Consider the following 22,281-nt stretch of genomic DNA (forward strand, 5'->3'; position numbering starts at 1 on the left):
ACGCCGGGAGTGATTCCGGCGTCGTCTTTTATACGTTACAATCTAATTTTTAATATTATATTTGGTGATTTTTTATATTGATATTTTCCAGCCGTTGGGATATACTGAGCATACCTGAAAAGGGAACCCGGCATACCGTTTACTATCCACCCATTTCCCGGAAAGGAGTGTCTTGTATGCGTTCCAACGCCATTTCCGCCGGTCAAACCTTCTGCCGGCCTGTCTCCCCCCGCCGTGAGGTCCGGGACCCCTACGACGGCCTGCGGCCCTGGTCCGCCATGACCCACGGCCTGGGCGCCCTGCTGGCCGTGCTGGGCACCGCCGCCCTCCTGGTCCGGTCCGCCGGACTGGGCAACTGGCTCAACTTCCAGCTGTTTCTGATCTATGGCCTGTCCATGATCTGTCTGTACACCGCCAGCACCCTGTACCACTGTCTCAACACCTCGGTCCCGGTCCGCATCGCCCTGCGGAAATATGACCACTGCTCCATCTACCTGCTCATCGCCGGCAGCTACACCCCCGTCTGCCTCACCGTCCTGCGGGACTGCGGCGGCCCCGTCCTGCTGGCCGCCGTGTGGGCCCTGGCCGCCGCGGGCGTGATCCTGACCATCGCCAAGCTGTCCATTCCCCGGTGGCTCACCAGCGTCATCTATCTGTTCATGGGCTGGCTGGCCATTTTCGCCATTGTCCCCATCTACCAGACCCTGCCCGCCAACGGCTTCTTCTGGCTGCTGGCCGGAGGAATTCTTTACTCTGTGGGCGGTGTTCTCTACGCCGTCAAGTGGCCGGGACGGAACAACCCCCGGTTCGGCTGCCATGAGGTCTTCCACGTCTTTATCCTGTTGGGCAGTATCGCCCACTTCGTGATGATGTATCAGGTCATCGCCCTGATGTAAAACCCTTTCCGGCCGGGGATGTCCCCGGCCTTTTTTGTTAAAAATTCATATGGAAAAAGTGTTTGAAATTTCCAAAAAATAAGTGATATGATGAGAATGTGATTGGAAATGTGCATTTTCCCGTATCCAGTCACTTATTTTGCGGAAAGGAGCACCACTATGAAACGTATCAAAGCCGCCTGTATCCAGCAGACGCTTCACTTTCTCCTCAAGGAGGACACAGACCACGATCTGGCCGTATCCACCGTCCAGCAGGAGGTGGAGCGCTACAAACGGCAGCTGGAACGGGGCCATGTTCAGCACAAGATCCTCTCCGAGGAGACTCTGGAGGACGGCTCTGTCCTGATCAAGATCATCAAGCAGTACAACGCCTCTCCCGTGGGAGACTACTTAAACTAAACCCTCTGCCGCCCGAAACCCACGCTCAATGTGTCAGACAGTAGCCGCTGCCGTTGACCAGTGGAGCTTTAGGCCGCGGCATATCCCGCCCCAACCACTCCTATATTCAAAAAAGAGGCCCACTGTCTGATAACACAGACAGTGGGCCTCTTTCAGCCGCAGTACGGTCATTCACTTGATCACACGGCGCCCAGCATCCGGGCGGCGCTTCACAGGCACAGCCCGCCGGTCCCGTTACCGCTGGTATTCAAACTCCAGGTCGTACAGGGAGACAATGTCCCCGTCGCGGATGCCCATTTCCTCCAGCTTGTCGAACAGGCCGGACTGGCGCAGAGTGCGGTCAAACCAGTTCCGGGACTCGTAATCGCCAAAGTTGACGTTGGCGATGAGCCGCTGGAGCCACGGCGCTTCCACCACCCAAGTGTCGTCGTAGCGCTCGATCTGGACCTCTCCGGTGGTATCCACCTCGGGGGGGCGCTCCACATAGGTGGACTCGTACACCGCCACGGGAGGCAGCTCCTGGAGCTCCTGAGCGGCCTTTTTCACCAGTTCCCGGACGCCCTGGTGGGCGGCGGCGGAGATCTCAAACAGCTCCATGCCCTGCTCCTCCACATGGGCGCGCAGCCGGTCCAGCAGGGCGGGATCGGACATGATGTCCACCTTGTTGGCCGCCACGATCATCTTTCGGGAAGCCAACTCCGGGGAATACTGCCTGAGCTCGGCGTTGATGGCCTCAAAGTCCTCCACCGGGTCCCGGCCCTCGGAGCCGGACACGTCCACCACATGGATGAGCAGGCGGCAGCGGTCGATATGCCGCAGGAAGTCGTGTCCCAAGCCAGCCCCCTCGGCAGCGCCCTCGATGATGCCCGGGATGTCGGCCATGACGAAGGACACCCCTTCTTCCACATAGACCACCCCCAAGTTGGGGAACAGGGTGGTGAAGTGGTAGTTGGCGATCTTGGGCTGGGCCCGGCTGACTACTGACAGGAGGGTGGACTTGCCCACGTTGGGGAAGCCCACCAGGCCCACGTCGGCCAGCAGCTTCAGCTCCAGCACCACGTCCCGGCTCTCGCCGGGCAGGCCCGCCTTGGCGAAGCGGGGCACCTGGCGGGTGGGGGTGGCAAAGTGCTTGTTGCCCCAGCCGCCCCGGCCGCCCTTGCACAGGATAAAGGGCTCCTCGTCGGACATGTCCTTGATGATCTCCCGGGTCTCGGCGTCCCGGATGATGGTGCCCCGGGGCACCCGGAGCACCAGGTCCTCCCCGTCCTTGCCCGTGCACCGCTTGCCCTGGCCGTCCATGCCATTGCCCGCCACATACTTGCGCTTATAGCGGAAATCCATTAGGGTGGACATGTGGTCGTTGACCACCACCACCACGTTGCCGCCCCGGCCGCCGTCGCCGCCGTCGGGGCCACCCGCGGCCACATACTTCTCCCGGTGGAAGGAGACCACGCCGTTTCCTCCATTTCCGGAGCGGACGGTGATGCGGGCGGTATCTACAAAGGGTGCTGCCATATGCCGCACCTCCTTTTTTTGAGGTAAAGAAGACAAGGGACGCGGAGAAAGATATTCCCCGCGGCCGCCTCCTGTCAGCGGATCAGAACTCCAGCAGGTTCAGGCCCACGGTGTCGCTGAATTTCCGGCCCACCCGGCCGTCCCAAACCTGGAGAAACAGCTCCAGGGTGGCGCTGATGGTGGCGGAGGAGAGGTGTCCCGCGTGGACCTCCCCGGTGACGGGATTGCCGATGGTGATATGGAGATGGAGATAAGGTTCCCCATCTTTCCGGGTCACATTCCCCACCAGGGCGGAGATCTCATAATCTCCCTGGTAGCGCTGGGAGTAATACTGTTTTTCCGTCGTGTTGAAAATACCGATGGTCACGTCATTGGCCGCGCCCAGGGCGGAGACAGAGGCCAGCTCGATCTTCTCCTCCTCCACCAGACGGGTCAGGGACGCCACGATCTCCTCGCCGGGGTCCAGACGCAGGACGTAACCCCGGTCAAACTTCCGGTATTCCATAAGAAACCTTCTTTCTTCAAAAGAGAAGCCGCAAACGGTGTGTCGTTTGCGGCTTCGTGACAGTAAAATTACTGAGCGATCTCCTCAACGATGGAGACCTGCTTGCGGTCCTTACCCAGACGCTCGAACTTGACCGTGCCGGTCTTCAGAGCGAACAGGGTATCGTCGCTGCCCTTACCCACGTTGACACCGGGGTGGATGTGGGTGCCGCGCTGGCGGACCAGCACGTTGCCGGCCAGCACGAACTGACCGTCGCCGCGCTTCACGCCCAGGCGCTTGGCCTCAGAATCACGGCCGTTACGGGTGGAACCGACGCCCTTTTTGTGGGCGAAAAACTGCAAACCGATATTCAGCATAACTTACACCTCCAAGACAGAAATATGGTCGGGGTACTCCTCCGCCAGCTGGACAAAATGGACCATCAGCGCCGCAAGCAGAGCCTGACAGGTGCTCTCGTTGGTCTGTCCCAGCTTACCGGGGAGTTTCAGAGTGATGGACGCGTCCTTGTCCCGGACCTTCACCGAGGCCTCCAGGCCCAGCACGTCGTTGATGGCGCACTCGGTCAGGCGGACCGCGCTGGTGACGGCGGCGCAGACGATGTCCTCACCCTCGGGGGCGTATCCGCTGTGGCCCTTGACTTCAAAGCCCACGATACGGCTGCCCTCGGAATGGAAGGTCACGGTGGTCATCAGGCCTTGATGGCGCCGATCTGCACCTTGGTGTAGGGCTGACGGTGGCCCTGACGCTTACGGTAGCCCTTCTTGGGGCTGTACTTGAAGATCCGGACCTTCTTACCCTTTCCGTTCTTCACGACGGTGGCGTCCACACAAGCGCCCTCCACGGTGGGAGCGCCGAAGGTGGCGTTGTCGCCGTCCAGGATAGCCAGAACCTGGTCGAAGGTGATGTTCTGGCCGGCCTCGGCCTCCAGCTTCTCGATGAACAGGGTATCGCCCTCGCTCACCTTGTACTGCTTGCCGCCGGTCACGATGATTGCCTGCATTTGTTTCAACTCCTTCATTACGGGCTCGCTCTCCTGGGAGGGAACGGTGTTCCACTTGTGTCAGCACGCTGCCGGCCCCCTGTTTTGGGGTTCCCGCGCTTCTGTCCCACTCAAAGCGGCTTTGATATTTTACCAATAAAGACGGGCTATGTCAATAGGGCAGGCGCCTGTTTTCGGGAAATTTTTCTCTGTCTCTTTCAATTTTTAATAATAAGAATCACTTGCATTTATTGAGAAAACCTGCTATAATAAACATATCTAAGTGATTGGATAAAAGGAGGACATATCATGGGATTTAAAGTGTTATTCCCCACCTCCCTCTCTCAGGAGGAACTGAAGCAGGATTTTCAGCAGGCCCGGGATCTAGGCAAGGTACGCCTGGGAGAGCGCAACTGCTACTTCACCCGGTTCTCCGGAAACCTCAGCCTCCCCTACGACCATATTGTCCGCGCCTGGCTGCGCCAGGAGGAGGTCAACGCCAACCTGTGCTGCGGGCGGGCCAATTTCGACCAATTCTTCCTGATGGTCCAGGACCAGGACGGCACCGTCCACAAGGGCGAGGTGGTGTCCAAGGAACTGGGCAAAGAGGGGCTGGCCCTGATCTCCCAATACCAGCCCCAGGCGGAGATCGGATACCGGAAAGAGGCATGACAAAGCGGGACCCATGTGGGTCCCGCTTTTCCTATGCTCAAACTGGCATCTCTCCGCCGCCCCGCCCTTTCAGCAGCGTGATCAGATTCCGAGTGATCCGCCCGGTAAGCCCCCAGATGACCCGGTCCTCCCAAAAGTAGGACAGCACGGTCTCCCGGCCATTGGCCCAGGGGTAGTTTCGCGGGATACCCAGTTTTCCGTAGGGAAAGTCCTCCTCCGGGCGAGGGACCAGCGGATAGGTATACTCTACGGGCACCTGGTCCCACAGGTGGGCCAGGGGAACCAAAAACGTCTCGTCCACCTCTCCCGGGTTCAGGACCATGTGCTCCAGCGCCTCCCGCTCCACCAGGCCCAGAATGGGATAGATGGTCCGGCCGGAGCGGTGGGCAATAAAATCCAGGGGGCCCATCACATGGACCGCAGAGGCGGGAATGGCCAGTTCCTCCCAGTTCTCCCGCAGGGCGCACTCCTCCGGCGACTCCGTCCCCTCCACCTTCCCCCCCGGGAAGCAGATCTCCCCGGGCTGGCGGCGCATGGTGTGGGCGCGGACCTCATACAGCAGAGACAGCCCATCCCCGTCCCGCACCAGCGGGACCAGCACGGCGAAGCTGCCCGCGGCATCCATGGGCTTCGGCTGTCTGGTCCGGAAAAATTCCTCCGTTTGACGCAGATCCATCTCCTCACACCCCCAGATTCAAATAGAGCAGTCCAAAGGTCATGACCACGCCGAAGACGGCCCCAAACAGGTAGGCCGCCTCCCGGGGCCATTTCCAGAACAGGACGGAGAAGCCCAGGGATAGGGCCAGATTCATCAAAATCAGCTGCTCCTTGGGGCGGTAAATCGCCTCCTCCGCCCCCGGGGCCATGGTGACCCGCTCCGGCAGCAGGCCCCAGCCCACCGCCGCCCCCATCAGGGCCAGCAGCACCAGGGTATAGACGATCATGTTTCTGTTTTTTTCCAGCTTATTCTTGAGTCCGGAAAACCGCTCCCGCTTGGACGCCATATCCTCCACTCCTCTCTGACAAAAAACACGCCCTGGGGCGTGTTTTTTGATTGTATCCAATTACATCTTCTCCGGCGCGGATACACCCAGCAGCCCCAGGCCGTTGGCCAAAACCGCGCGGACGGTATCGGCCAGCTTCAGGCGGGCGGCCAGCACGCCGGGCTCCTCCCCCTTGATGCGGCAGGCGTTATAGAACCGGTGGAAGTCGCCAGCCAGGGCCACCAGGTAGCGGTTGATGCGGCTGGGGTCGTAGTCCCGGGCGGCCAGATGCAGCTCCTCGGGATACTGGGCCAGGGCCTTCACCAGGGCCAGCTCCTCGGGAGCGGACAGCAGGGCGGCGTCCACGGCGGCGGCCTCCGGCACCCGGGCATTCTCCTCCTCGGCCAGACGGGCGATGAGGGAGCAGATCCGGGCGTGGGCGTACTGGACATAGTACACCGGATTGTCGCTGTCCTGGCGGACGGCCAGGTCCAGGTCGAAGTCCAGGGGCGTGGTGGAGGTCCGGGAGTTGAAGAAGTACCGGGCGGCGTCCACGCTGATCTCGTCCAGCAGGTCGTGGAGGGCGATGGCCTTGCCGGAGCGCTTGGACATGCGGACAGGCTTTCCATCCTGCATCAGATTGACCAGCTGCATCAGCACCACCACCAGACGGTTGGAGCCGTCCAGGCCCAGCCCGTCCAGGGCGGCCTGGAGCCGGGCCACATGGCCGTGGTGGTCGGCGCCCCAGATGTTGATGACCTTGTCGAAGCCCCGGACCGCCAGCTTGTTCCGGTGGTAGGCGATGTCGGCGGCGAAATAGGTATAGAAGCCGTTGGCCCGGCGGAGCACGTCATCCTTCAGGTCCAGCTTATCCACCTGCTCCTGGGTCTTGCCCTCCCGCATGAACTTCTCTTTGAGAAGCTGGGTGGTGTTCAGCCACAGGGCGCCGTCTTTCTCATAGGTCCAGCCCTTTTCCGTGAGCAGCCCCACCGTCTCGGCTACATAGCCGGACTGGTGGAGGGAGGACTCGAAGAACCACTGGTCGTACTCAATGCCGTATTTCAGCAGGTCGGCCTTCATGTTGGGGATGTTGACGGACAGGCCGTACTGGGCCATCTTGTCCAGCCGCTCCTCCTCAGGCAGGTTCTTCCAGCTCTCCCCGTTCATCTCATAGATGGCCCGGGCCAGTTCCTTGATGTCCTCCCCGTGGTACCCCTCCTCGGGGAATTCAAAGTTCTCCTCCCCCAGAATGAGCTGCATGTAACGGGCATTGATGGAGACGGCGAACTTATGGATCTGATTGCCCGCGTCGTTGACATAGAACTCCTTCCAGGTGTCCCAGCCGTCCCGTTTGAGCACGTTGGCCAGGGTGTCTCCCAACACGCCGCCCCGGGCGTTGCCCATGTGCATGGGACCGGTGGGGTTGGCGGAGACGAACTCCACCATCACCTTCCGGCCCTGGCCCTCGTCGCCGGAGCCGTAGGCGGGACCCTCAGTCTCCACAGCGGCCAGCACGTCGCCGAACCACTTGGGGCCCAGGGTGAAGTTCAGGAAACCGGGGCCGGCGATCTCCACCTTCTGGAAATAGCTGCCCTCCAGGTCCAGGTTGTCTACAATGGCCTGGGCGATCATCCGGGGGGCCTTGTGCAGGGCCTTGGCCCCCGCCATGGCGAAGGAGGAGGCGTAGTCCCCGTGGGAGGTGTCCTTGGGGATCTCAATGGTGGCCTTGACCTCTGCCCCGGCGGGCAGAAGGCCGGCCTGGGCCGCCTTCTCATAGGCGTCCTGGGTCAGCTGGGCCACCTGCTGCCGGGCGGCCTGAATCATATTGCTCATTTTACCTATCACACCTTAAATATAAGATAACAGACAGGGCGCAGGAGAGAAACCTACCAGCCAGAGGAACCCCTCCATACTCGTTTCTCTCCGTCCCTGGTCCGGATTTACTGCTTCAGCCCACAGCCGTCCGCTTCCCGCACCTTGATCTGGAAGATGTTCCGGCCGGCGATGGCGTGGTCCACCTCGATGGCATAATCGATCTCGATGTCGCCCCCCTGGTCGTTCAGGTCGGCCAGCAGATGGCGGGTATTCACCCCGATTGCCATGGCGCCATAAGGTGTATTGTACATGGACAGGTGGCGGCGGCCCTCCTGAAAGACCATCTGGGCATTGACCTCACCCGCCCGCATCAGGGTAACCTGCTCCCCCTCCCCCTCCACCTGGATGGTGGTAAGGGTGCCCTCCAGGCCGGTGAGTTCGCTCTCCTGGTAGGTCAGGGTATAGCCCCCCTCGTCCCGAATCAGCCGGCCCTTGGTGACCAGCTCAATGACGTCCGGGGGCGTGTCCTCATATTTCTGGGTCCCCTTGATGGAGATGACCACATTTTTTTCCATACTTGCCTCCCATAGGCTTTGATGCCCCACTGCCGGCCCGCATGTGGAACGTGGCACAAGGTTTTCCCACCGGAATACAACGGCCGGAAGGGCAAAATTCAACGGATACTATTCTATGCTATTTTCCTGGGAAAGACAAGGGGGAATTTTCGCAAAACGCCCTTGTTTCCCAAGAATCCCTATTTGACAAACGCGGTCCTGCGGCTATAATATGAGTATCCGCATCTCTGATTCCGGGAAAGGAGGTCCCATTCATGAACCTGGAATTGAGTAAGAAGCAGTTTCGTCGGCTGCTGGATATGGTCTACATCGGCAATTGGATCCTGAACTCCACCCGGGGCGACCAGCGGTTTGCCGACTACGACGAAGTGGAGAGTCTGGTCTTCGGCCAGGCCGTGCTGGAGGGGATGCCCTCTCTGGCCGAGCTGTATCAGGGGGAGATCGTCCCCTCCCGGGCCTTTGTGGAGGGCGGCATCCACGAGGCCATCGTTGAGTATGAGAACAACGTCTTCTTCGACATCCTGGCCGAGGACCTGGCCCGCCGGGATATGGACGACGCCCCTATCGACGAGAGCAACTACGCCGAACTCACCAGCCGCATCGACGCCTACATCGCTGAGTTTGAGGAACACGGCACCGACAATATTCTGGTGGATATCGACAACTGAACCCCATCCCGGCAATAAACAGCCGCGGCACAGCCCACACTGTGCCGCGGCATTTTTTGTCTTCTATTTTAACCTTTTTTCCGCAGCAGGAAGGTGACCAGGAACCATCCCGCCAGATAGAGAGTGATGGCGGCGCCGGCGGAGGCGCCGATATAGTAGGAGGTCATCAGTCCGGCCACGCCGGCGGCCACCGCGCCCACCAGGGAGAGCAGGTGGTACTGCCACATGTTCCGGGCAATGTTCCGGGCGGCCGCTCCGGGCAGCACCAGCAGGGAATTGATGACCAGCAGGCCCACCCAGGTCATGGACAGGGTGACCACCACAGCGATGGCCATGGAAAACACCGTCTCCTGCCAGAACACCTTGACCCCCCGGCTGTCGGCCAGGGCGGGGTGGACGGCGGACAGCATCAGCTGGTTGAAGGACACCGCCCACAGCAGGACCACCAGCAGCAGGATAAGGGCCAACAGGCCGATCTTGGCCGGCTCCACCGACAGGATGTCGCCGATCAGCAGGTTGTTGAACTTGGTGAAGGACCGCCCGCCCAGGGTGGACAGGAAGATACCCAGGGCCACGGCGGTGGAGGAAAAGACCCCGATGACCGTGTCGCTGGCCAGGGCGGAGCGGCGGCGGACCAGGTTGAACAGCAGAGCAAACAGCAGAGCGAAGATCACCGCCGCCCAGGTGGGCTCGTTGAAGCCGCAGATGGCCCCGATGGCCATGCCGGTAAAGGCGGAGTGGCCCAGGGCGTCGGAGAAGAAGGACATGCGGCTGTGGACCACCATGGTAGACAGGATGCCGAAGAGGGGCGAGATGACCAGCACCGCCAGCAGGGCGTGCTTCATAAAGTACATGGTATCGGGCTGGGCCCACTCAAAGGGCAGCAGGGAGACCAGGGCATACCAGAGCTCCATCACGCCTCGCCTCCTTTCCCCATGTGCAGGTGGAAGGTCTCATAAAACTCCGGTGAGGACAGCACCTCATCGGGCGGCCCCGCCTTGAGCACCTTTTTATTCAGCAGGATCACCTTGTCGGCAAACTGGCCCAGGGTGGCGAAGTCGTGGGTGGACAGGAAGATGGACAGGTCATACTGGGTGCGAAGCTCGTCCAGCATCTCCAGCAGCTGGTGCTCCCCCTCGATATCCACGCCGGACAGGGGCTCGTCCAGAATCAGGATGTGGGGCACCGGCTCCAGGGCCAGGGCCAGCAGAACCCGCTGGAGCTGACCCCCGGACAGGGCGCTCATGGGTTTGTCCAGCAGGTCCTCCCCGTGGACCCGGGCCAGGCAGGCCGCCGCCCGCTCCCGCTGCTTTTTGGGGACGGGCAGCCACACCGGCCACTTGGCGGTGGCGGCGGTGAAGAAGTCCAGAACAGACACCGGGTCCCCCCGGTCAAAGCTGGGGGCCTGGGGCACATAGCCCACCAGGGGCCGCTTGCCCCCGGTGACGGCGCCATCCGCCAGACGGATGGCGGGGCCTCCCGCCGGGGAGAAGGTGATGCTGCCCTTATAGGGCATCTGGCCCAGGATACTGCGGAACAGGGAGGATTTCCCCGCCCCGTTGGGTCCGATGAGGGCCACGATCTCTCCGCAGTGGAGATGGAAGGACACGTCCTCCAGAATGGAGTCCCCCTGAAGGCGCACCGACAGCCCCTCCAGCTTCAGGCAGCAGGCGTCGGCACAGCCGATGGCCAGCTTGCCGTGTTTGATCTTTCTCACCGGACGACCTCCTCTCCTGCGAACCCGTTGATGATGGCGGTCATATTGCCCATCAGGGCGTCAAAATAGTTGGACAGCGCCCCGTCCGGCCCGTTCATGCACATGGACAGCTGGGCCACCCGGCAGCCCGTCTCCCGGGAAATGGCCTTGGCGGTGGCGTCGGAGCCGTTGACCTCGGTAAAGATAACGGGGATGTCCTTCTCCTTCACCAGCTCGGTAATCTCCAGGATCTCATGGGCGCTGGCCTCGCTGCCCGCCTCCTCCTCAATGGACTCCAGCAGGGGCAGGCCGTAGGCGTGGGCAAAATACTGAAAGCCGTCGTGGAAGGTGATGAGGCCGGGAATTTCAAAGCCGTCACGGCTCTCCCGGACCTCCCCCAAAAGGTCCTCCAAAGCGCTGTCCCATGTGTTCAGCAAAGACACGGCGACCGCGCCGTTGTTTCGGTACTTTTCCCCGCGGTCCGGGTCCAGCTCAGACAGTCCCTGAACCAGATTGGCTACCATCCGAACAGCGTTTTCCGGGTCCATCCAGATGTGGGGATCGAAGTGACCATGGTCGTGACCGTCATGGTCTTCCTCCTCATGGTGGTGGTCCAGATTCTCCAGCAGTTCCACACCCTCCGAGCAGTCGATCACAAAGGCGTCAGAAGCGGACAGGGCGTCCTCCATAAACTCCTCCAGTTCCACCCCGTTCAGAGCGATCACGCCGGCCTGTTCAATTTTCTTCATATCCTGGACCGACAAGGTGTAGTCATGGAGGCAGCTGGCCTCACCGGTATTCAGCCGCTCCACCGCCACCCCGTCCACACCCTCGGTGACAGCGCAGGCAAACAGGTAGACGGGGTAGGTCGCGGCTACGATTTTCAGTTCTTCCCCCTGGTCCACTCCTTGCTGCGAGGTCCCGGCGGGGGCGCAGCCAGAGAACAGAAGGAACAGGGCCAACAGGGGCAGTAGGATTCGATGTTTCATGCAGTACCTCATTTTTCTGAAAATAGGCTCCTGAAAAAGCTATTTTAGTATATCTCACTTTTTCCTTCTTGTAAATCAAATTTCCCGGCGGCGGGTCCAGTTTGCCCACATCCCCTCTCCGTCCATCTTTGTATATATTGAACAAAAATAGTTGTTTAAAAATGTACAAAAACACCATGTGTTTTTTCCAGGTTACTTCATATGATCCGCCAAACTTGTCTTCTCCCCCTTGACAATGGGATAACCCGGGGGTAAACTACGGCCCAAGCAAGGGGGCTGTGGCCGGAATCGGGCCGTAGTACCTGCTTTTTCTTTTTTGCATACGTTTTGAAAGGTGGTTATTCCTATGGTATTCAACTATATTCTGCTTCGTCTGGTGTTGGTGCTGTTTCTTATGCTGTGCCTGGCTTTGATGTCTGTTATTGAGCAGGTTGTCTCCGCACATGCCAGCCGAAGCCTAAGACATTCCCACTCCACCCAAGCCCGCCTGGAGCACCGCCCTGCGGCCACCCACTCCTGACAGAGCGCTCTCTGAAGAAAGCGAAGCGGAATTGCCAGTCCGATTTTTTCCGCCATCCGATAAAACCCAGGGACACGCTTGCAGACCTTGCCAAGTATCCATTGCGGAAAGACTTTTCCAGAAACTGACCGGGGCATCCCTCCATTGGGATGCCCCGGTTTCTCTGTTTTATTACGCCTTTTCTGCTCCGCCCTCGGACTTGCCGGCCGCCTTGGCCGGCGCCTGGCCAGCGGCGGCCGTGGCGCCCAAAATGGTGCGGCCCTCAGCCTCCTTGGCGTGCTTCTCCACGTCCATGCGGTTGCGAGGACTCCGGACCAGACAGCCGGCGCCCTGAACACAGCCGCCGTCGCAGGCCATGCCCTCGATGAAGTTGCCCTCCAGCTTGCCCACCTTCAGCTTCAGCAGGGCCATTTCGCACTGGGCGATGCCGCTGCAGGGGACGGCCTTCACCTCAAAGTCGGAGTTCTTCTCCTGCAGGGCCTGGACCACGGCCTGGGCCACGCCGCCGCTGCGGGCAAAGTTGCGGCCAAAGGGGCTGGCCTCGTCCAGCTCGGCCTCGTCCAGCTTGGTCAGGTCGATGTCCCGGGACTCAAAGAGAGCGAACAGCTCCTCATAGGTCAGGACACAGTCAATGGCGTTCATGGTACGGCCCAGCTGGAATTCCTTTTTCTTTGCCACACAGGGACCGATGAAGATCACCTTGGCGTCGGGGTCCTTCTCCTTCAGGTGCAGGCCGATCATCACCATGGGAGATGGGGTGTGGGACACATATTTGTCCAGTTCGGGGTGCTTCTTCTTCACATACCCCACAAACCCCGGGCAGCAGGAGGAGGTCAGCACGCCCCGCTCCACCAACTCGTCGGACTCCCGCTCGGCCACCATGTCGGCGCCCAGAGCCACCTCGGCCACGCCGGAGAAGCCCAGCAGCTTCAGGCCGGCCACCAGCTGGCCATAGGTGGCGGGGGCGAACTGGCCGGCGATGGAGGGCGCGATGACGGCATAGGTCTTATAACCCCAGTGCTCGCCGCCCCGGATCATCTGAATGGCGTCCATGATCCAGGATTTATCCTGAATGGCACCGAAGGGGCACTGGTACACACAGTTGCCGCAGGAGATGCACTTGTTGATGTCGATAGAAGCCTTCTTGTTGGGGCCCATGGAGATGGCTCCGGCAGGGCAGCCCTTTTCACAGGGCCGCTGGGTCTTGACAATGGCACTGTACTGGCAGGCGTTGAGGCACTTGCCGCAGGTGATGCACTTCTGGTGGTCGATGTGGGCCCGGTGGTTCACAATGGTGATGGCGTCCTTGGGGCAGGCGTGGACGCAGCGGGTGGCCAGACAGCCCCGGCAGGAGGCGCTGACCGTCATCTCGGTGACCGGACACTCGTCGCAGGCGATGGGCAGGACCTCCACTACACAGGGGTTGGTCTTATCTCCGCCCATGGCCATCTTGACCCGGCTGCCAATGATGGCCCGCTCCTTGTAGATACAGCAGCGCAGGCTGGACTCAGGGCCGGGAATGATCTTCTCGGGGATGTCCAGAATGCCGGTCTGGGTCCGGTCTTCCCAAGTCAACCGTGCCACTTCCGTCAGAACAGAAGTTTTCAGCTCCTGGATTTTGGTCTCAAATGTACGCATAATCTCGCTTCCTCCAACATTTCCCTCACAGTTGTTCCCAAAACGTCCGGCGTCTGTGCAGGAACCGCCGTCCGTTCCTTCATCTTGCAAGTTTTCCTTCATTTTCGTCCCCATTCTACCCTACTCCCCCAGGTATGTCAATGTGTATTTTTGCCCATTTCTCAGCGTTTTTCCGCTGTTTTTTGGCTCTTTCCGTCTCTCCCACACCATCCGGACCGTTCTGGCATAGTCTGGGGTACAGATTTGTTGACAGGGAGGGTCGGTCATGACTGCTTCACCCCATATCCAATATTTTCTGGGGGCCAATTCCCCCGCTGGTTTCTATTCCCTTTACCCGGAACTCATCGCCCCCGAGACTGCCCGGGCCATCTATATTTTGAAGGGCGGGCCCGGCTGCGGAAAATCCACCCTCATGCGCCGGGTGGCCCAGCGCATGGAGGAGGCCGGACTGGAAACGGAATACATCCTCTGCTCCGGGGACCCAGCCTCCCTGGACGCCCTGCTTCTGCCCCAACTTGGGGCCGCCCTGGTGGACGGTACCGCGCCCCATGTGGTGGAACCCAAATACCCGGGCGTGGTGGAGCGGTATGTAAACATGGGCCAATGTTACGACAGCCAGGGGCTAGCCCCGCTGCGGGGAGAGATCATCGACTGCATGGCGGGCTACAAGGGCTGCTACCAGAGGGCCTACCGCTGTCTGGGGGCGGCGGCTGAGATTTTCGAGGACCAGCGCTCCACCCTACTCACCGACGGTCTGTCGGAAAAGCTGGCCAAGCGGGCACGGGGCATCCTGGACCGGGAACTGCGGAAAAAGAGGGGGCCGGCCGGGGGGCAGGTCAAGCAGCGGTTTCTGGGGGCTGTGACCCACGCGGGTCCCCTCTGTCTCTTTGAGACGGCCCAGGCCCAGTGCGGCCGGATCTACGAGCTGGCGGACAGCTGTGGGCTGGCCCACGAGCTTTTGATCCACCTGCTGGCCGGCATCACGGCCCAGGGCTGGGACGTGACCACCTGTCCCGATCCCATGGCTCCCCAGCGGCTGGCCCATCTGCTGGTTCCCCAGCTGGATCTGGCCTTCCTCACCTCCACCGCGGACCTCCCCTTCCCGGGTACCCCCTACCGCCGCATCCGGCTGGACGCGGCGGCGGACAAGGAGCTGCTCCGCCACAACCGTCCCCGGCTCCGTTTCGCCAAAAAGGTGTCCTCCGCCCTGATGGAGGAGGCCATCTCCTCTCTGGCCCAGGCCAAAGCCATGCACGACGACCTGGAGGCCCTCTATAACCCCTATGTGGACTTTGACCTGGTGGCGGCCATGGCGGCAGACCTGTGCGGCGAGATCCTGGCATAGAGCAACGGGCCCCCGGCGCCGCCGGGAGCCCGTTTGATCCATTCAATTCAAAACCGATCCCAGGTCCAGATTCCGGTCCACGTTGCCCTGGATGCCCGCCACACTGCCGGTATGGGTATACTGCCACAGGTCAAATCCGTAATAGAAATCCGGCGCGGTATCATACTCCGCCAGCCAGAAGGACCAGTCCTTCAACTCCGCCAGGTCATAGACCAGATAGCCCAGTTCCTGGTTGAAATAGATTTGGGGCGTATAACCCGCCTGGCTGACACGCCGGCAGAAGGCCGCGGCGCACTGGGTCAAGGTCTCTCCGTCCAGGGTATCGGTGCGGGCCTCCTTCCCCGGGGTGATCGGCTCCCAGTCAAACGCCACGGGGTAGGCGAGCTCATATCCCTCCAGGGCCTCTAACACGAACTCCGCTTCCTCCTCCGCCTCCCCGGGCGTGATGGCCTGGGAGAAGAAGTAGACCCCCACCTCCAGGCCGGCCTCCAAAGCCCCCCGGATGTTCTCCTCAAACCGGCTGTCCATCCAGAGTCCGCCCTCGCTATAGCCCCGATAGCCCAGACGGATCATGGCAAAATCCACCCCGTCCGCCGCCACGGCCTCCCAGTCGATCTCCCCCTGGTAAGAGGAGACATCGATGCCCTCTTTGGCCCGCAGGCCGTTATGGACATAGGACACCCGCCCGTTTTCATCCGCGGAAAATTCCTCCCGGGCATAGCCGTTCACCGGCACCCCGTCCTTAGCCTTCAGGACCCGGTCCCGGTAGGTGAAGGTCACCGGCTCGGGATGCAGGACGCGGTACAGCCCCGCCCCGCCGGCGGCCAGCGCCAGCACCAGCACCAGGACCAGGAGGAGCAGCACTCCCACCCGCCCCCTCTTTTTCGGCGCCAGGCGGCGGGGACTGCTCTTCCCAGTTTGTCGCACATTGTCTCTGTCTCTCATTCCGTGTCCTCCCGGCAAAGGCCGCCGCTGTCAGCTCTTGCCGAACATTATACCAGACGCTTTCCTTTCCCGCAACTCGGTCCTGCCGGAAAACAGCGGGAGCCCGGGCCGCGGCCCGGACTCCCGCTTTCCGTATGTTACGTTGTTCCGAAGACCCGGCGGGCCACATCCACGCTCTCTTTGGCGTCCTTGGCGTAGAAATCCGCGCCGATCTGGGCGGCATACTCGGGGGTGAGCACCGCGCCGCCCACCACGGTCTTGCAGGGGACCTGCTCCCGGTGGAGCAGGGCAATGGTCTCCTCCATGCTTTTCAAGGTGGTGGTCATCAGGGCGGACAGTCCCACCAGACCGGCCTTGTGCTTCCGCGCGGCCTCCGCCACGGCGGCGGGGTCCACGTCCTTGCCCAGGTCAATGACAGTATAGCCGTAGTTTTCCAGCAGCACTTTGACAATATTCTTGCCGATGTCGTGGATGTCTCCCTTGACAGTGGCCAGGACGATGGCCCCCTTGTCCGTCTCCCGGCCCGGCTGGCCGGAGAGTTTCTCCCGGATCACCTCAAAGGCGGCCTGGGCGGCCCCGGCGGACTGGATCAGCTGGGGCAGAAAGACCCGGCCCGTCTCGAAATCGGCGCCCACCCGGTCCAGGGCCGGGATCAGGACATTGTCCACAATGTCCATGGGCTCCCGCTCCGCCAACAGCAGGCGGGTAGCCTGTCCCGCCTCATTTTTCAAGCCTGCCTCCACCAGCTTGCCCAGGTCCCGTACGCCCGCTTCCGCCGGAGCGGGGACAGCGTTCCCGGCGGTGATGGTGGTGGACACCTTGGCGTCGCCGTAGGCGGCAATGAAGTCCCGTGCGTCCCGGTCGATATTCATCAGCAGGTGGTAGCTGCGGACCGCCGCCATCATGGACTCCAGATTGGGGTTGATGATGGGCAGGTCCAGGCCGCAGGTCATGGCCATGGTCAGGAAGTTCTGGTTCACCAGAGGCCGGGCGGGCAGGCCGAAGGAGATGTTGGACACTCCCAACACTGTTTTCAGCCCCAGCTCGGCGTGGACCCGGCGCAGGGCCTCCAAGGTCTGGGAAGCGCCCGCCTGCTCCGCCGACACGGTGAGGGTCAGGCAGTCAATATACACATCCTCCCGGCGGATGCCGTAGGAGAGGGCCTTGTCCAAAATGCGGCGGGCGATGACCATCCGCTCCTCGGTGGACTTGGGGATGCCGTTCCGGTCCAGGGTCAGACCCACCACGGCGGCGCCGTACTTCTTCACCAGGGGGAGGATGGCCGTCAGGCTCTCCTCGTCCCCGTTCACCGAGTTGACGATGGCTTTGCCGCAGTAGACCCGGAGAGCGCCCTCCAGCACCTTGGGATCGGTGGAGTCCAGCTGGAGGGGGGCGTCGGTGATCCCCTGGATGGCCTTGACCACCCGGACCATCATCTCCGCCTCGTCGATCTCCGGCAGACCCACATTCACGTCCAGGATGTCCGCCCCCGCCCCGGTCTGCTCCAGGGCCTGGTTGAGCATGTAATCCACGTCCCCACGGCGCAAGGCCTCCTTCATGGCCTTCTTGCCCGTGGGGTTGATTCGCTCACCGATGACCCGCACCCGGTCGATAGGGACGGTGCAGCTGCCGCTGCACACGGCGGCGGGGACTTTTCGGGGAATATCCCGGATGGTCCGGCCCGCCAGAGCCGCCTTCATCCGGGCGATGTACTCCGGGGTGGTGCCGCAGCAACCGCCGTACAGCTTGACCCCCAGATCAGCCAGGTCGGCCATGCTCTGGGCAAACTCCTCCGCGGTAATATCGTAGCCGGCCCCTCCGGGGTCGGGGAGCCCGGCGTTGGGCTTGATGGCGATGGGCAGGGTAGTCCAGCGGGTCAGCTCCTCCACCAGGGGCGGCATCTCCCGGGGGCCCAGGGAACAGTTGACGCCGACGGCGTCCGCCCCCATCCCCTCCAGGGTCAGGGCCGCCGAGGCCGGGTCGCAGCCCAGGAAGGTCCGGCCCCGCTCCTCGTAGCTCATGGTGGCGATCACAGGCAGGCTGCTGTTCTCCTTCACCGCCAGCAGGGCGGCCCGGACCTCCTGGAGGTCGGTCATGGTCTCGATGACTGCCAGGTCCGCCCCGGCGGCGGCGCCGGCCAGCACCATCTCCTTGAAAATATCCACCGCTTCCTCAAATTTCAGGATGCCGGTGGGCTCCAGCAGCTGCCCGATGGGGCCCAGGTCCAGGGCCACCAGGGCCCGTCCCCCCGCCGCCTCCCGGGCCAGCGCCACCGAGGCGGACACCACTTCCGCCGCCGTCTTCCCCGTCCGGCTCAGCTTCTCTCGGTTGGCCCCGAAGGTGTTGGCATAGATGATCTGGGAGCCGGCCTCCACATAGGCCTGGTGGATCTCCCGCAGCCAGTCGGGGTGTTCCAGAGCCGCCAGCTCCGGATACTCCCCCAGGGCCAGGCCCTTGGCCTGGAGCATGCTGCCCATACCGCCGTCCAAAAGGATGGGGCCGGACGCCTTTAGCAGTTCATGAAATTCCACAATGTCCACCTGACTTTCGATATTGGCAGCCGCCGTGGGCGGGACAGCCCAGACAGCTGCGGTTTTTTCTCTCAATGGGGCTCTGCGCGATCCCCAGAATGGCAGTCACCGATTTTCGGGGCAGCAGGATATTGCTGGCGCTGGCGGTGAGGCCCACCCGGCGGGGGGCGTCCAGCAGGGTCAACAGGTCTCTTTGGAGGGTAAGGGGCAGGTCCCCGTAACCGGGGCTGTACCGGAAGGGGAAGAAGCAGCCGGGGAACATGGCCTGGAGTTCCAATTCGATCCGGTCGCAGACCTCCTCCACCGCTGCGGCGGCGGCACAGTCCAGCGCCAGGGCCCGGGCCATATCTCCGCTCTCCGCCCGGCGGATCAGAGCGTCCGCCCCTGCCCCCAGGGTGGCGCAGAACAGAGCCGCCCGCCCGCAGCCTTCCAAATGGGCCTTCAGATCCTCCCCCGTCAGGAGCAGCCCCCCCATCCGGACGCCCTTCTCCTCCAAGCCCAGGTCAAAGATCCGGTAGGTCCAGCGCGGGGTGACGGTCCGGAGCACTTGGCCGGCGCAGTCCTCCGCCAGCGCCCGGGTGGACGGATCAGCCTTGTCCGGCGGACAGCCCATATACCGCAGGATCTCGTCGATATTCAGTTGGGTCAGGGTGATGGGCATGGAGAACACCTCGTGATATAAGTGGTAAATTGGGGTTTACTGGCCTATGGAACCTAAAACCTATGTTCTATGTGATGTAGGGCAAGGGCTCTGCCCTTGCCTTTTCTGGGTAGGCAAAATACAAGGATATGTTTACGCATTTGAGAATTTCGCCTGCGGGCGGGACGGGTGATGGGGATGTTTCGCCCCCGGGCGAGGTACTTTTGTAGAGATACAAAAGTACCCAAAAAATCTCCGGGGCTTCGGCCCCGGCCCCCAAGGGGCGTCCTACAAAAAAGTCCGCCTCACGTCCGGCGCATATTCCCTGGTTTTGCTGTCCCTCCTTCCGGGCCTTCGGCCCTGAGTCGAGGGAACTTGGATTGGAACAGCCGCTGAATAATGCGCCTGGGTTTCACAACTGTGCGGCGCGGTCCTTGACCACGATGGCCCGTCTATTGGATGCAGTTTGATTCATCGGCAGTCCGCATAGGTCAGTCCTACAGAGCGTAAAACTACTACCCCATAACAGAAAATTTACAGCAGCACAACGCCCGCTTCCTCGCAGGCCTTCACATTGTCCTCGTCCCACAGGGAGGACTGGACCTCGCCGATGTGGGCCTTGCCCAGAAGAAGCATGGACACCCGGGACTGGCCGATGCCGCCGCCCATGGTGAGGGGCAATTCCCCGTTCAGCAGCATCTTATGGAAGGGCAGCTCCCGGCGGCTGTCGCAGCCGGCCAGGGTAAGCTGGCGGTCCAGACTCTCCGGGTCCACCCGGATACCCATGGAGGACAGCTCCATGACCTTGCCGTTGACGCTGTCCCATACCAACAGGTCGCCGTTCAGGTTCCAGTCGTCATAGTCCGGGGCCCGACCGTCGTGGGGCTTGCCAGAGCGCAGCTTGCCGCCGATGCCCATGAGGAAGGTGGTGGGATGTTCCTTGACGAAAGCGTTCTCCCGCTCTTTGGCCGTCAGGCTGGGGTACAGGTCCTCCAGCTCCTGGGCGGTAATGAACTCAATGTCCGTGGACATCTGGGGCAGCACGGATAGCTGGGGGAAGACGGTGCGCAGGAAATACTGGGTGTCCGCAAGAGCCCCCACGATGGAGCGCACCGTGTTCTGGAGATAGCCAACGTTCCGGTCCTCCGCCCGGATCACCTTCTCCCAGTCCCACTGGTCCACATAGGCGGAGTGTAAGTAGTCCAGCTCCTCGTCCCGGCGGATGGCGTTCATATCGGTGTACAGGCCCTCGCCCACCTGAAACTGGTAGCGCTTCAGGGCCAGACGCTTCCACTTGGCCAGGGAGTGGACCACCTGGGCTGTGTCGTTGACGCCGTTGATGTCGAAGGACACCGGGCGCTCCACACCGTTCAAATCGTCGTTCAAACCGGAGGCGGCGGAGACGAACAGGGGGGCGGACACCCGGTGGAGCCGCAGGGCCCCGGCCAGTTTGTCCTCAAACAGCCGCTTCAGCAGGCCGATGGCCTTTTGGGTCTCGTAAATGGATAACAGGGAGGTATATCCCTGGGGAAGGGAATTCTGGTTCATGGCGGATACTCCTTACCTCTTTGATGATTTTAATATTATATCCAATCGCTGCCGGAATTGCAATCTGTTCTTGCCAAGGAGTCTCCGGCCGCATTATAATAATGTCTGCTGAATAAACCGCTTTAATAGTCACGATCATTGTTATCCCGGTTTTCCGGGAGGAGGGAACCGCTATGAAACTTATTTCCTGGAACGTCAACGGCCTGCGGGCCTGTCTGAAAAAGGGATTTCTGGACTTTTACCGGGAACAAGCCCCCGACTTTCTCTGCCTCCAGGAGACGAAAATGGAGCAGGGCCAGGCCCATGTGGACCTGGAGGACAACTGCCTGGAGTTCTGGAACTCGGCGGAGAAAAAGGGCTACTCCGGCACCGCCGTTTTCACCCCCCGCCAGCCCCTGTCCGTGGCCTACGGCATGGACCGGGACAAGCACGACCACGAAGGGCGGCTCATCACCCTGGAATATGACTCCTTCTATCTGGTGTGCTGTTACACCCCCAACTCCCAGGACGGGCTGAAGCGGCTGGACTACCGGATGGAGTGGGAGGACGACCTGCGGGAATACCTCATGTCTCTGGACAAGGTGAAGCCGGTGATCTACTGCGGGGACCTGAACGTAGCCCACCAGGAGATCGACCTGAAAAATCCCAAGACCAACCGGATGAACGCCGGCTTCTCCGACCAGGAACGGGAGAAAATGACCGTTCTGCTGTCCTCCGGCTTCACCGACACCTTCCGCTACCTCTACCCCGACGCCACCGGCATCTACTCCTGGTGGTCCTACCGGTTCAACGCCCGGAAGAACAACGCGGGATGGCGCATCGACTATTTCATCGTCTCCGACCGCCTGCGGGACAAGATCAAACGGGCCGAGATCCTCACCGCCGTGGAGGGCTCCGACCACTGCCCCGTCCTGCTGGAGCTGGACATTTGACCTGATCCGTACCCATACCGAATCATAGAGAGAAAAGAGTGCTTCCCATGGAATTTCAATACTGCCCCCGCTGCGGGAGCAAGGCCGTCCCCCGGGAGATCGGGGACGAGGGGCTGGTCCCCTGGTGCGAGACCTGCAAGCGCCCCCTGTTCCCCATGTTTTCTACCTGTATTATCGCTCTTGCGGTGGACGAGGCGGGCAACGTGGCCCTGCTGCGCCAGGGGTACATCTCCGCCCGGTACCACGTTCTGGTTTCCGGCTACATGAAGCCCGGCGAGTCCGCCGAGGAGTGCGCCGCCCGGGAAATTTACGAGGAGCTTGGCTTGTCCGTGTCCAGGCTGGCCATCACGGGCACCTACTGGTTCGAAAAGAAGGACATGCTGATGATCGGCTTTGCCGCCCGGGTCCACCGCCGGGATTTCCAACTGTCCGACGAGGTGGACCAGGCCGTGTGGGTCCCGCCCCATGAGGCCCTCTCCCTCCTCCATCC

General features: G+C 61.5%; 25 protein-coding genes. 8 read left to right on the forward strand and 17 right to left on the reverse strand.

Annotated elements, in window-relative coordinates; translation table 11 throughout:
* The first annotated feature begins 176 nt into the window (after positions 1-176).
* Together trhA and I6E42_RS10855 are read left to right on the forward strand one after the other, a co-directional pair.
* Positions 177-896, forward strand: a complete 720-nt coding sequence (gene trhA, locus I6E42_RS10850; RefSeq protein ID WP_235371959.1) for a PAQR family membrane homeostasis protein TrhA — start codon at positions 177-179, stop codon at positions 894-896.
* Between the two features lie 159 nt (positions 897-1,055).
* On the forward strand, positions 1,056-1,295 hold the full coding sequence (locus tag I6E42_RS10855; RefSeq protein WP_235371960.1) for a hypothetical protein: 240 nt from the start codon (positions 1,056-1,058) through the stop codon (positions 1,293-1,295).
* Between the two features lie 234 nt (positions 1,296-1,529).
* On the opposite strand, the gene obgE is transcribed toward I6E42_RS10855, so the two are convergent.
* The 5 genes from obgE to rplU all read right to left on the reverse strand — a co-directional run bounded on the left by obgE (position 1,530) and on the right by rplU (position 4,315).
* Complete coding sequence (gene obgE, locus I6E42_RS10860; protein WP_235371961.1) at positions 1,530-2,810, reverse strand: GTPase ObgE; 1,281 nt, start codon at positions 2,808-2,810, stop codon at positions 1,530-1,532.
* Between the two features lie 82 nt (positions 2,811-2,892).
* Positions 2,893-3,315, reverse strand: coding sequence for a PPC domain-containing DNA-binding protein (locus I6E42_RS10865; RefSeq protein WP_235371962.1), 423 nt, complete (start codon positions 3,313-3,315; stop codon positions 2,893-2,895).
* 68 nt (positions 3,316-3,383) lie between these two features.
* Positions 3,384-3,671: a 50S ribosomal protein L27 gene (gene rpmA, locus I6E42_RS10870; RefSeq protein WP_235371963.1), complete on the reverse strand. Its 288-nt coding sequence runs from the start codon at positions 3,669-3,671 to the stop codon at positions 3,384-3,386.
* 3 nt (positions 3,672-3,674) lie between these two features.
* The gene (locus I6E42_RS10875) at positions 3,675-4,004 is read right to left on the reverse strand and encodes a ribosomal-processing cysteine protease Prp (RefSeq protein WP_235371964.1); all 330 of its coding nucleotides are present in this window, start codon (positions 4,002-4,004) and stop codon (positions 3,675-3,677) included.
* Entirely contained in the window at positions 4,004-4,315 is a 312-nt protein-coding gene (gene rplU, locus I6E42_RS10880) for a 50S ribosomal protein L21 (RefSeq protein WP_235371965.1), read from the reverse strand. The genes I6E42_RS10875 and rplU overlap by 1 nt, the downstream gene beginning before the upstream one ends.
* Positions 4,316-4,603: 288 nt before the next feature.
* On the opposite strand from rplU, the gene I6E42_RS10885 reads away from it, so the two are divergent.
* Positions 4,604-4,966 (forward strand): DUF6709 family protein, encoded by a 363-nt coding sequence (locus tag I6E42_RS10885; protein ID WP_235371966.1) that lies wholly within the window; start codon positions 4,604-4,606, stop codon positions 4,964-4,966.
* A gap of 37 nt (positions 4,967-5,003) precedes the next feature.
* Here the strand turns inward: I6E42_RS10885 and I6E42_RS10890 are convergent, their stop codons facing one another.
* The 4 genes from I6E42_RS10890 to I6E42_RS10905 form a co-directional block, all read right to left on the reverse strand.
* Positions 5,004-5,642 carry an NUDIX hydrolase gene (locus tag I6E42_RS10890; RefSeq protein ID WP_235371967.1) on the reverse strand — a complete coding sequence of 213 codons (639 nt, stop codon included), beginning with the start codon at positions 5,640-5,642 and terminating at the stop codon, positions 5,004-5,006.
* Positions 5,643-5,646: 4 nt separating this feature from the next.
* Positions 5,647-5,970 (reverse strand): hypothetical protein, encoded by a 324-nt coding sequence (locus I6E42_RS10895; RefSeq protein WP_235371968.1) that lies wholly within the window; start codon positions 5,968-5,970, stop codon positions 5,647-5,649.
* A 60-nt stretch (positions 5,971-6,030) separates the two neighbouring features.
* Positions 6,031-7,782: an arginine--tRNA ligase gene (gene argS / locus I6E42_RS10900; RefSeq protein WP_235371969.1), complete on the reverse strand. Its 1,752-nt coding sequence runs from the start codon at positions 7,780-7,782 to the stop codon at positions 6,031-6,033.
* Positions 7,783-7,889: 107 nt separating this feature from the next.
* Positions 7,890-8,339, reverse strand: coding sequence for a YwiB family protein (locus tag I6E42_RS10905; protein WP_235371970.1), 450 nt, complete (start codon positions 8,337-8,339; stop codon positions 7,890-7,892).
* A 254-nt stretch (positions 8,340-8,593) separates the two neighbouring features.
* Here I6E42_RS10905 and I6E42_RS10910 point away from each other — a divergent pair, with 254 nt between their 5' ends.
* Positions 8,594-9,007, forward strand: a complete 414-nt coding sequence (locus I6E42_RS10910; protein ID WP_235371971.1) for a hypothetical protein — start codon at positions 8,594-8,596, stop codon at positions 9,005-9,007.
* 68 nt (positions 9,008-9,075) lie between these two features.
* Here the strand turns inward: I6E42_RS10910 and I6E42_RS10915 are convergent, their stop codons facing one another.
* Genes I6E42_RS10915 through I6E42_RS10925 form a run of 3 tightly spaced genes read right to left on the reverse strand, consistent with a single transcriptional unit; the run spans position 9,076 to position 11,692 of the window.
* Positions 9,076-9,921 carry a metal ABC transporter permease gene (locus tag I6E42_RS10915; protein ID WP_235371972.1) on the reverse strand — a complete coding sequence of 282 codons (846 nt, stop codon included), beginning with the start codon at positions 9,919-9,921 and terminating at the stop codon, positions 9,076-9,078.
* Complete coding sequence (locus tag I6E42_RS10920) at positions 9,921-10,724, reverse strand: metal ABC transporter ATP-binding protein (RefSeq protein ID WP_235371973.1); 804 nt, start codon at positions 10,722-10,724, stop codon at positions 9,921-9,923. The genes I6E42_RS10915 and I6E42_RS10920 overlap by 1 nt, the downstream gene beginning before the upstream one ends.
* Positions 10,721-11,692 (reverse strand): metal ABC transporter substrate-binding protein, encoded by a 972-nt coding sequence (locus I6E42_RS10925; protein WP_235371974.1) that lies wholly within the window; start codon positions 11,690-11,692, stop codon positions 10,721-10,723. Before I6E42_RS10925 ends, I6E42_RS10920 begins: the two co-directional genes overlap by 4 nt.
* A gap of 346 nt (positions 11,693-12,038) precedes the next feature.
* Here I6E42_RS10925 and I6E42_RS10930 point away from each other — a divergent pair, with 346 nt between their 5' ends.
* On the forward strand, positions 12,039-12,212 hold the full coding sequence (locus I6E42_RS10930) for a hypothetical protein (protein ID WP_235371975.1): 174 nt from the start codon (positions 12,039-12,041) through the stop codon (positions 12,210-12,212).
* 171 nt (positions 12,213-12,383) lie between these two features.
* On the opposite strand, the gene I6E42_RS10935 is transcribed toward I6E42_RS10930, so the two are convergent.
* Positions 12,384-13,850 (reverse strand): 4Fe-4S dicluster domain-containing protein, encoded by a 1,467-nt coding sequence (locus I6E42_RS10935; protein ID WP_235371976.1) that lies wholly within the window; start codon positions 13,848-13,850, stop codon positions 12,384-12,386.
* Positions 13,851-14,115: 265 nt separating this feature from the next.
* Between I6E42_RS10935 and I6E42_RS10940 the strand changes: the two genes are divergently transcribed.
* On the forward strand, positions 14,116-15,195 hold the full coding sequence (locus I6E42_RS10940; RefSeq protein WP_235371977.1) for a P-loop domain-containing protein: 1,080 nt from the start codon (positions 14,116-14,118) through the stop codon (positions 15,193-15,195).
* A 42-nt stretch (positions 15,196-15,237) separates the two neighbouring features.
* Here I6E42_RS10940 and I6E42_RS10945 read toward each other — a convergent pair whose 3' ends face one another.
* The 4 genes from I6E42_RS10945 to asnA form a co-directional block, all read right to left on the reverse strand.
* Positions 15,238-16,140, reverse strand: a complete 903-nt coding sequence (locus I6E42_RS10945) for a glycoside hydrolase family 25 protein (protein WP_235371978.1) — start codon at positions 16,138-16,140, stop codon at positions 15,238-15,240.
* 137 nt (positions 16,141-16,277) lie between these two features.
* A complete protein-coding gene (locus I6E42_RS10950; RefSeq protein WP_328284109.1) occupies positions 16,278-18,671 on the reverse strand; it encodes a homocysteine S-methyltransferase family protein in 2,394 nt (797 codons plus the stop codon).
* Positions 18,658-19,332 (reverse strand): methionine synthase, encoded by a 675-nt coding sequence (locus I6E42_RS10955; protein WP_235371979.1) that lies wholly within the window; start codon positions 19,330-19,332, stop codon positions 18,658-18,660. Before I6E42_RS10955 ends, I6E42_RS10950 begins: the two co-directional genes overlap by 14 nt.
* Positions 19,333-19,845: 513 nt before the next feature.
* Positions 19,846-20,859 (reverse strand): aspartate--ammonia ligase, encoded by a 1,014-nt coding sequence (gene asnA, locus I6E42_RS10960; RefSeq protein WP_235371980.1) that lies wholly within the window; start codon positions 20,857-20,859, stop codon positions 19,846-19,848.
* A 173-nt stretch (positions 20,860-21,032) separates the two neighbouring features.
* Between asnA and I6E42_RS10965 the strand changes: the two genes are divergently transcribed.
* The gene (locus I6E42_RS10965) at positions 21,033-21,791 is read left to right on the forward strand and encodes an exodeoxyribonuclease III (protein ID WP_235371981.1); all 759 of its coding nucleotides are present in this window, start codon (positions 21,033-21,035) and stop codon (positions 21,789-21,791) included.
* Between the two features lie 47 nt (positions 21,792-21,838).
* Positions 21,839-22,281: NAD(+) diphosphatase (locus tag I6E42_RS10970; RefSeq protein WP_235371982.1), on the forward strand; the 443-nt coding region annotated here is incomplete at its 3' end.

Source organism: Pseudoflavonifractor phocaeensis (assembly GCF_021531815.1).
In the GTDB taxonomy this organism is placed as follows: Bacteria; Bacillota; Clostridia; order Oscillospirales; family Oscillospiraceae; genus Lawsonibacter; species Lawsonibacter phocaeensis_A.

Excerpts from the sequence above, each read along its gene's own strand:
- I6E42_RS10940 (WP_235371977.1), top strand. The coding sequence starts at position 14,116 with ATGACTGCTTCACCCCATATCCAATATTTTCTGGGGGCCAATTCCCCC.
- I6E42_RS10855 (WP_235371960.1), top strand. The coding sequence starts at position 1,056 with ATGAAACGTATCAAAGCCGCCTGTATCCAGCAGACGCTTCACTTTCTC.
- I6E42_RS10935 (WP_235371976.1), bottom strand. The coding sequence starts at position 13,850 with ATGCGTACATTTGAGACCAAAATCCAGGAGCTGAAAACTTCTGTTCTG.
- obgE (WP_235371961.1), bottom strand. The coding sequence starts at position 2,810 with ATGGCAGCACCCTTTGTAGATACCGCCCGCATCACCGTCCGCTCCGGA.
- rplU (WP_235371965.1), bottom strand. The coding sequence starts at position 4,315 with ATGCAGGCAATCATCGTGACCGGCGGCAAGCAGTACAAGGTGAGCGAG.
- I6E42_RS10905 (WP_235371970.1), bottom strand. The coding sequence starts at position 8,339 with ATGGAAAAAAATGTGGTCATCTCCATCAAGGGGACCCAGAAATATGAG.
- I6E42_RS10895 (WP_235371968.1), bottom strand. The coding sequence starts at position 5,970 with ATGGCGTCCAAGCGGGAGCGGTTTTCCGGACTCAAGAATAAGCTGGAA.
- argS (WP_235371969.1), bottom strand. The coding sequence starts at position 7,782 with ATGAGCAATATGATTCAGGCCGCCCGGCAGCAGGTGGCCCAGCTGACC.
- I6E42_RS10955 (WP_235371979.1), bottom strand. The coding sequence starts at position 19,332 with ATGCCCATCACCCTGACCCAACTGAATATCGACGAGATCCTGCGGTAT.
- I6E42_RS10890 (WP_235371967.1), bottom strand. The coding sequence starts at position 5,642 with ATGGATCTGCGTCAAACGGAGGAATTTTTCCGGACCAGACAGCCGAAG.
- I6E42_RS10965 (WP_235371981.1), top strand. The coding sequence starts at position 21,033 with ATGAAACTTATTTCCTGGAACGTCAACGGCCTGCGGGCCTGTCTGAAA.
- asnA (WP_235371980.1), bottom strand. The coding sequence starts at position 20,859 with ATGAACCAGAATTCCCTTCCCCAGGGATATACCTCCCTGTTATCCATT.
- I6E42_RS10910 (WP_235371971.1), top strand. The coding sequence starts at position 8,594 with ATGAACCTGGAATTGAGTAAGAAGCAGTTTCGTCGGCTGCTGGATATG.
- I6E42_RS10945 (WP_235371978.1), bottom strand. The coding sequence starts at position 16,140 with ATGAGAGACAGAGACAATGTGCGACAAACTGGGAAGAGCAGTCCCCGC.
- I6E42_RS10885 (WP_235371966.1), top strand. The coding sequence starts at position 4,604 with ATGGGATTTAAAGTGTTATTCCCCACCTCCCTCTCTCAGGAGGAACTG.
- I6E42_RS10925 (WP_235371974.1), bottom strand. The coding sequence starts at position 11,692 with ATGAAACATCGAATCCTACTGCCCCTGTTGGCCCTGTTCCTTCTGTTC.
- I6E42_RS10865 (WP_235371962.1), bottom strand. The coding sequence starts at position 3,315 with ATGGAATACCGGAAGTTTGACCGGGGTTACGTCCTGCGTCTGGACCCC.
- I6E42_RS10875 (WP_235371964.1), bottom strand. The coding sequence starts at position 4,004 with ATGACCACCGTGACCTTCCATTCCGAGGGCAGCCGTATCGTGGGCTTT.
- rpmA (WP_235371963.1), bottom strand. The coding sequence starts at position 3,671 with ATGCTGAATATCGGTTTGCAGTTTTTCGCCCACAAAAAGGGCGTCGGT.
- I6E42_RS10930 (WP_235371975.1), top strand. The coding sequence starts at position 12,039 with ATGGTATTCAACTATATTCTGCTTCGTCTGGTGTTGGTGCTGTTTCTT.
- I6E42_RS10915 (WP_235371972.1), bottom strand. The coding sequence starts at position 9,921 with ATGGAGCTCTGGTATGCCCTGGTCTCCCTGCTGCCCTTTGAGTGGGCC.
- trhA (WP_235371959.1), top strand. The coding sequence starts at position 177 with ATGCGTTCCAACGCCATTTCCGCCGGTCAAACCTTCTGCCGGCCTGTC.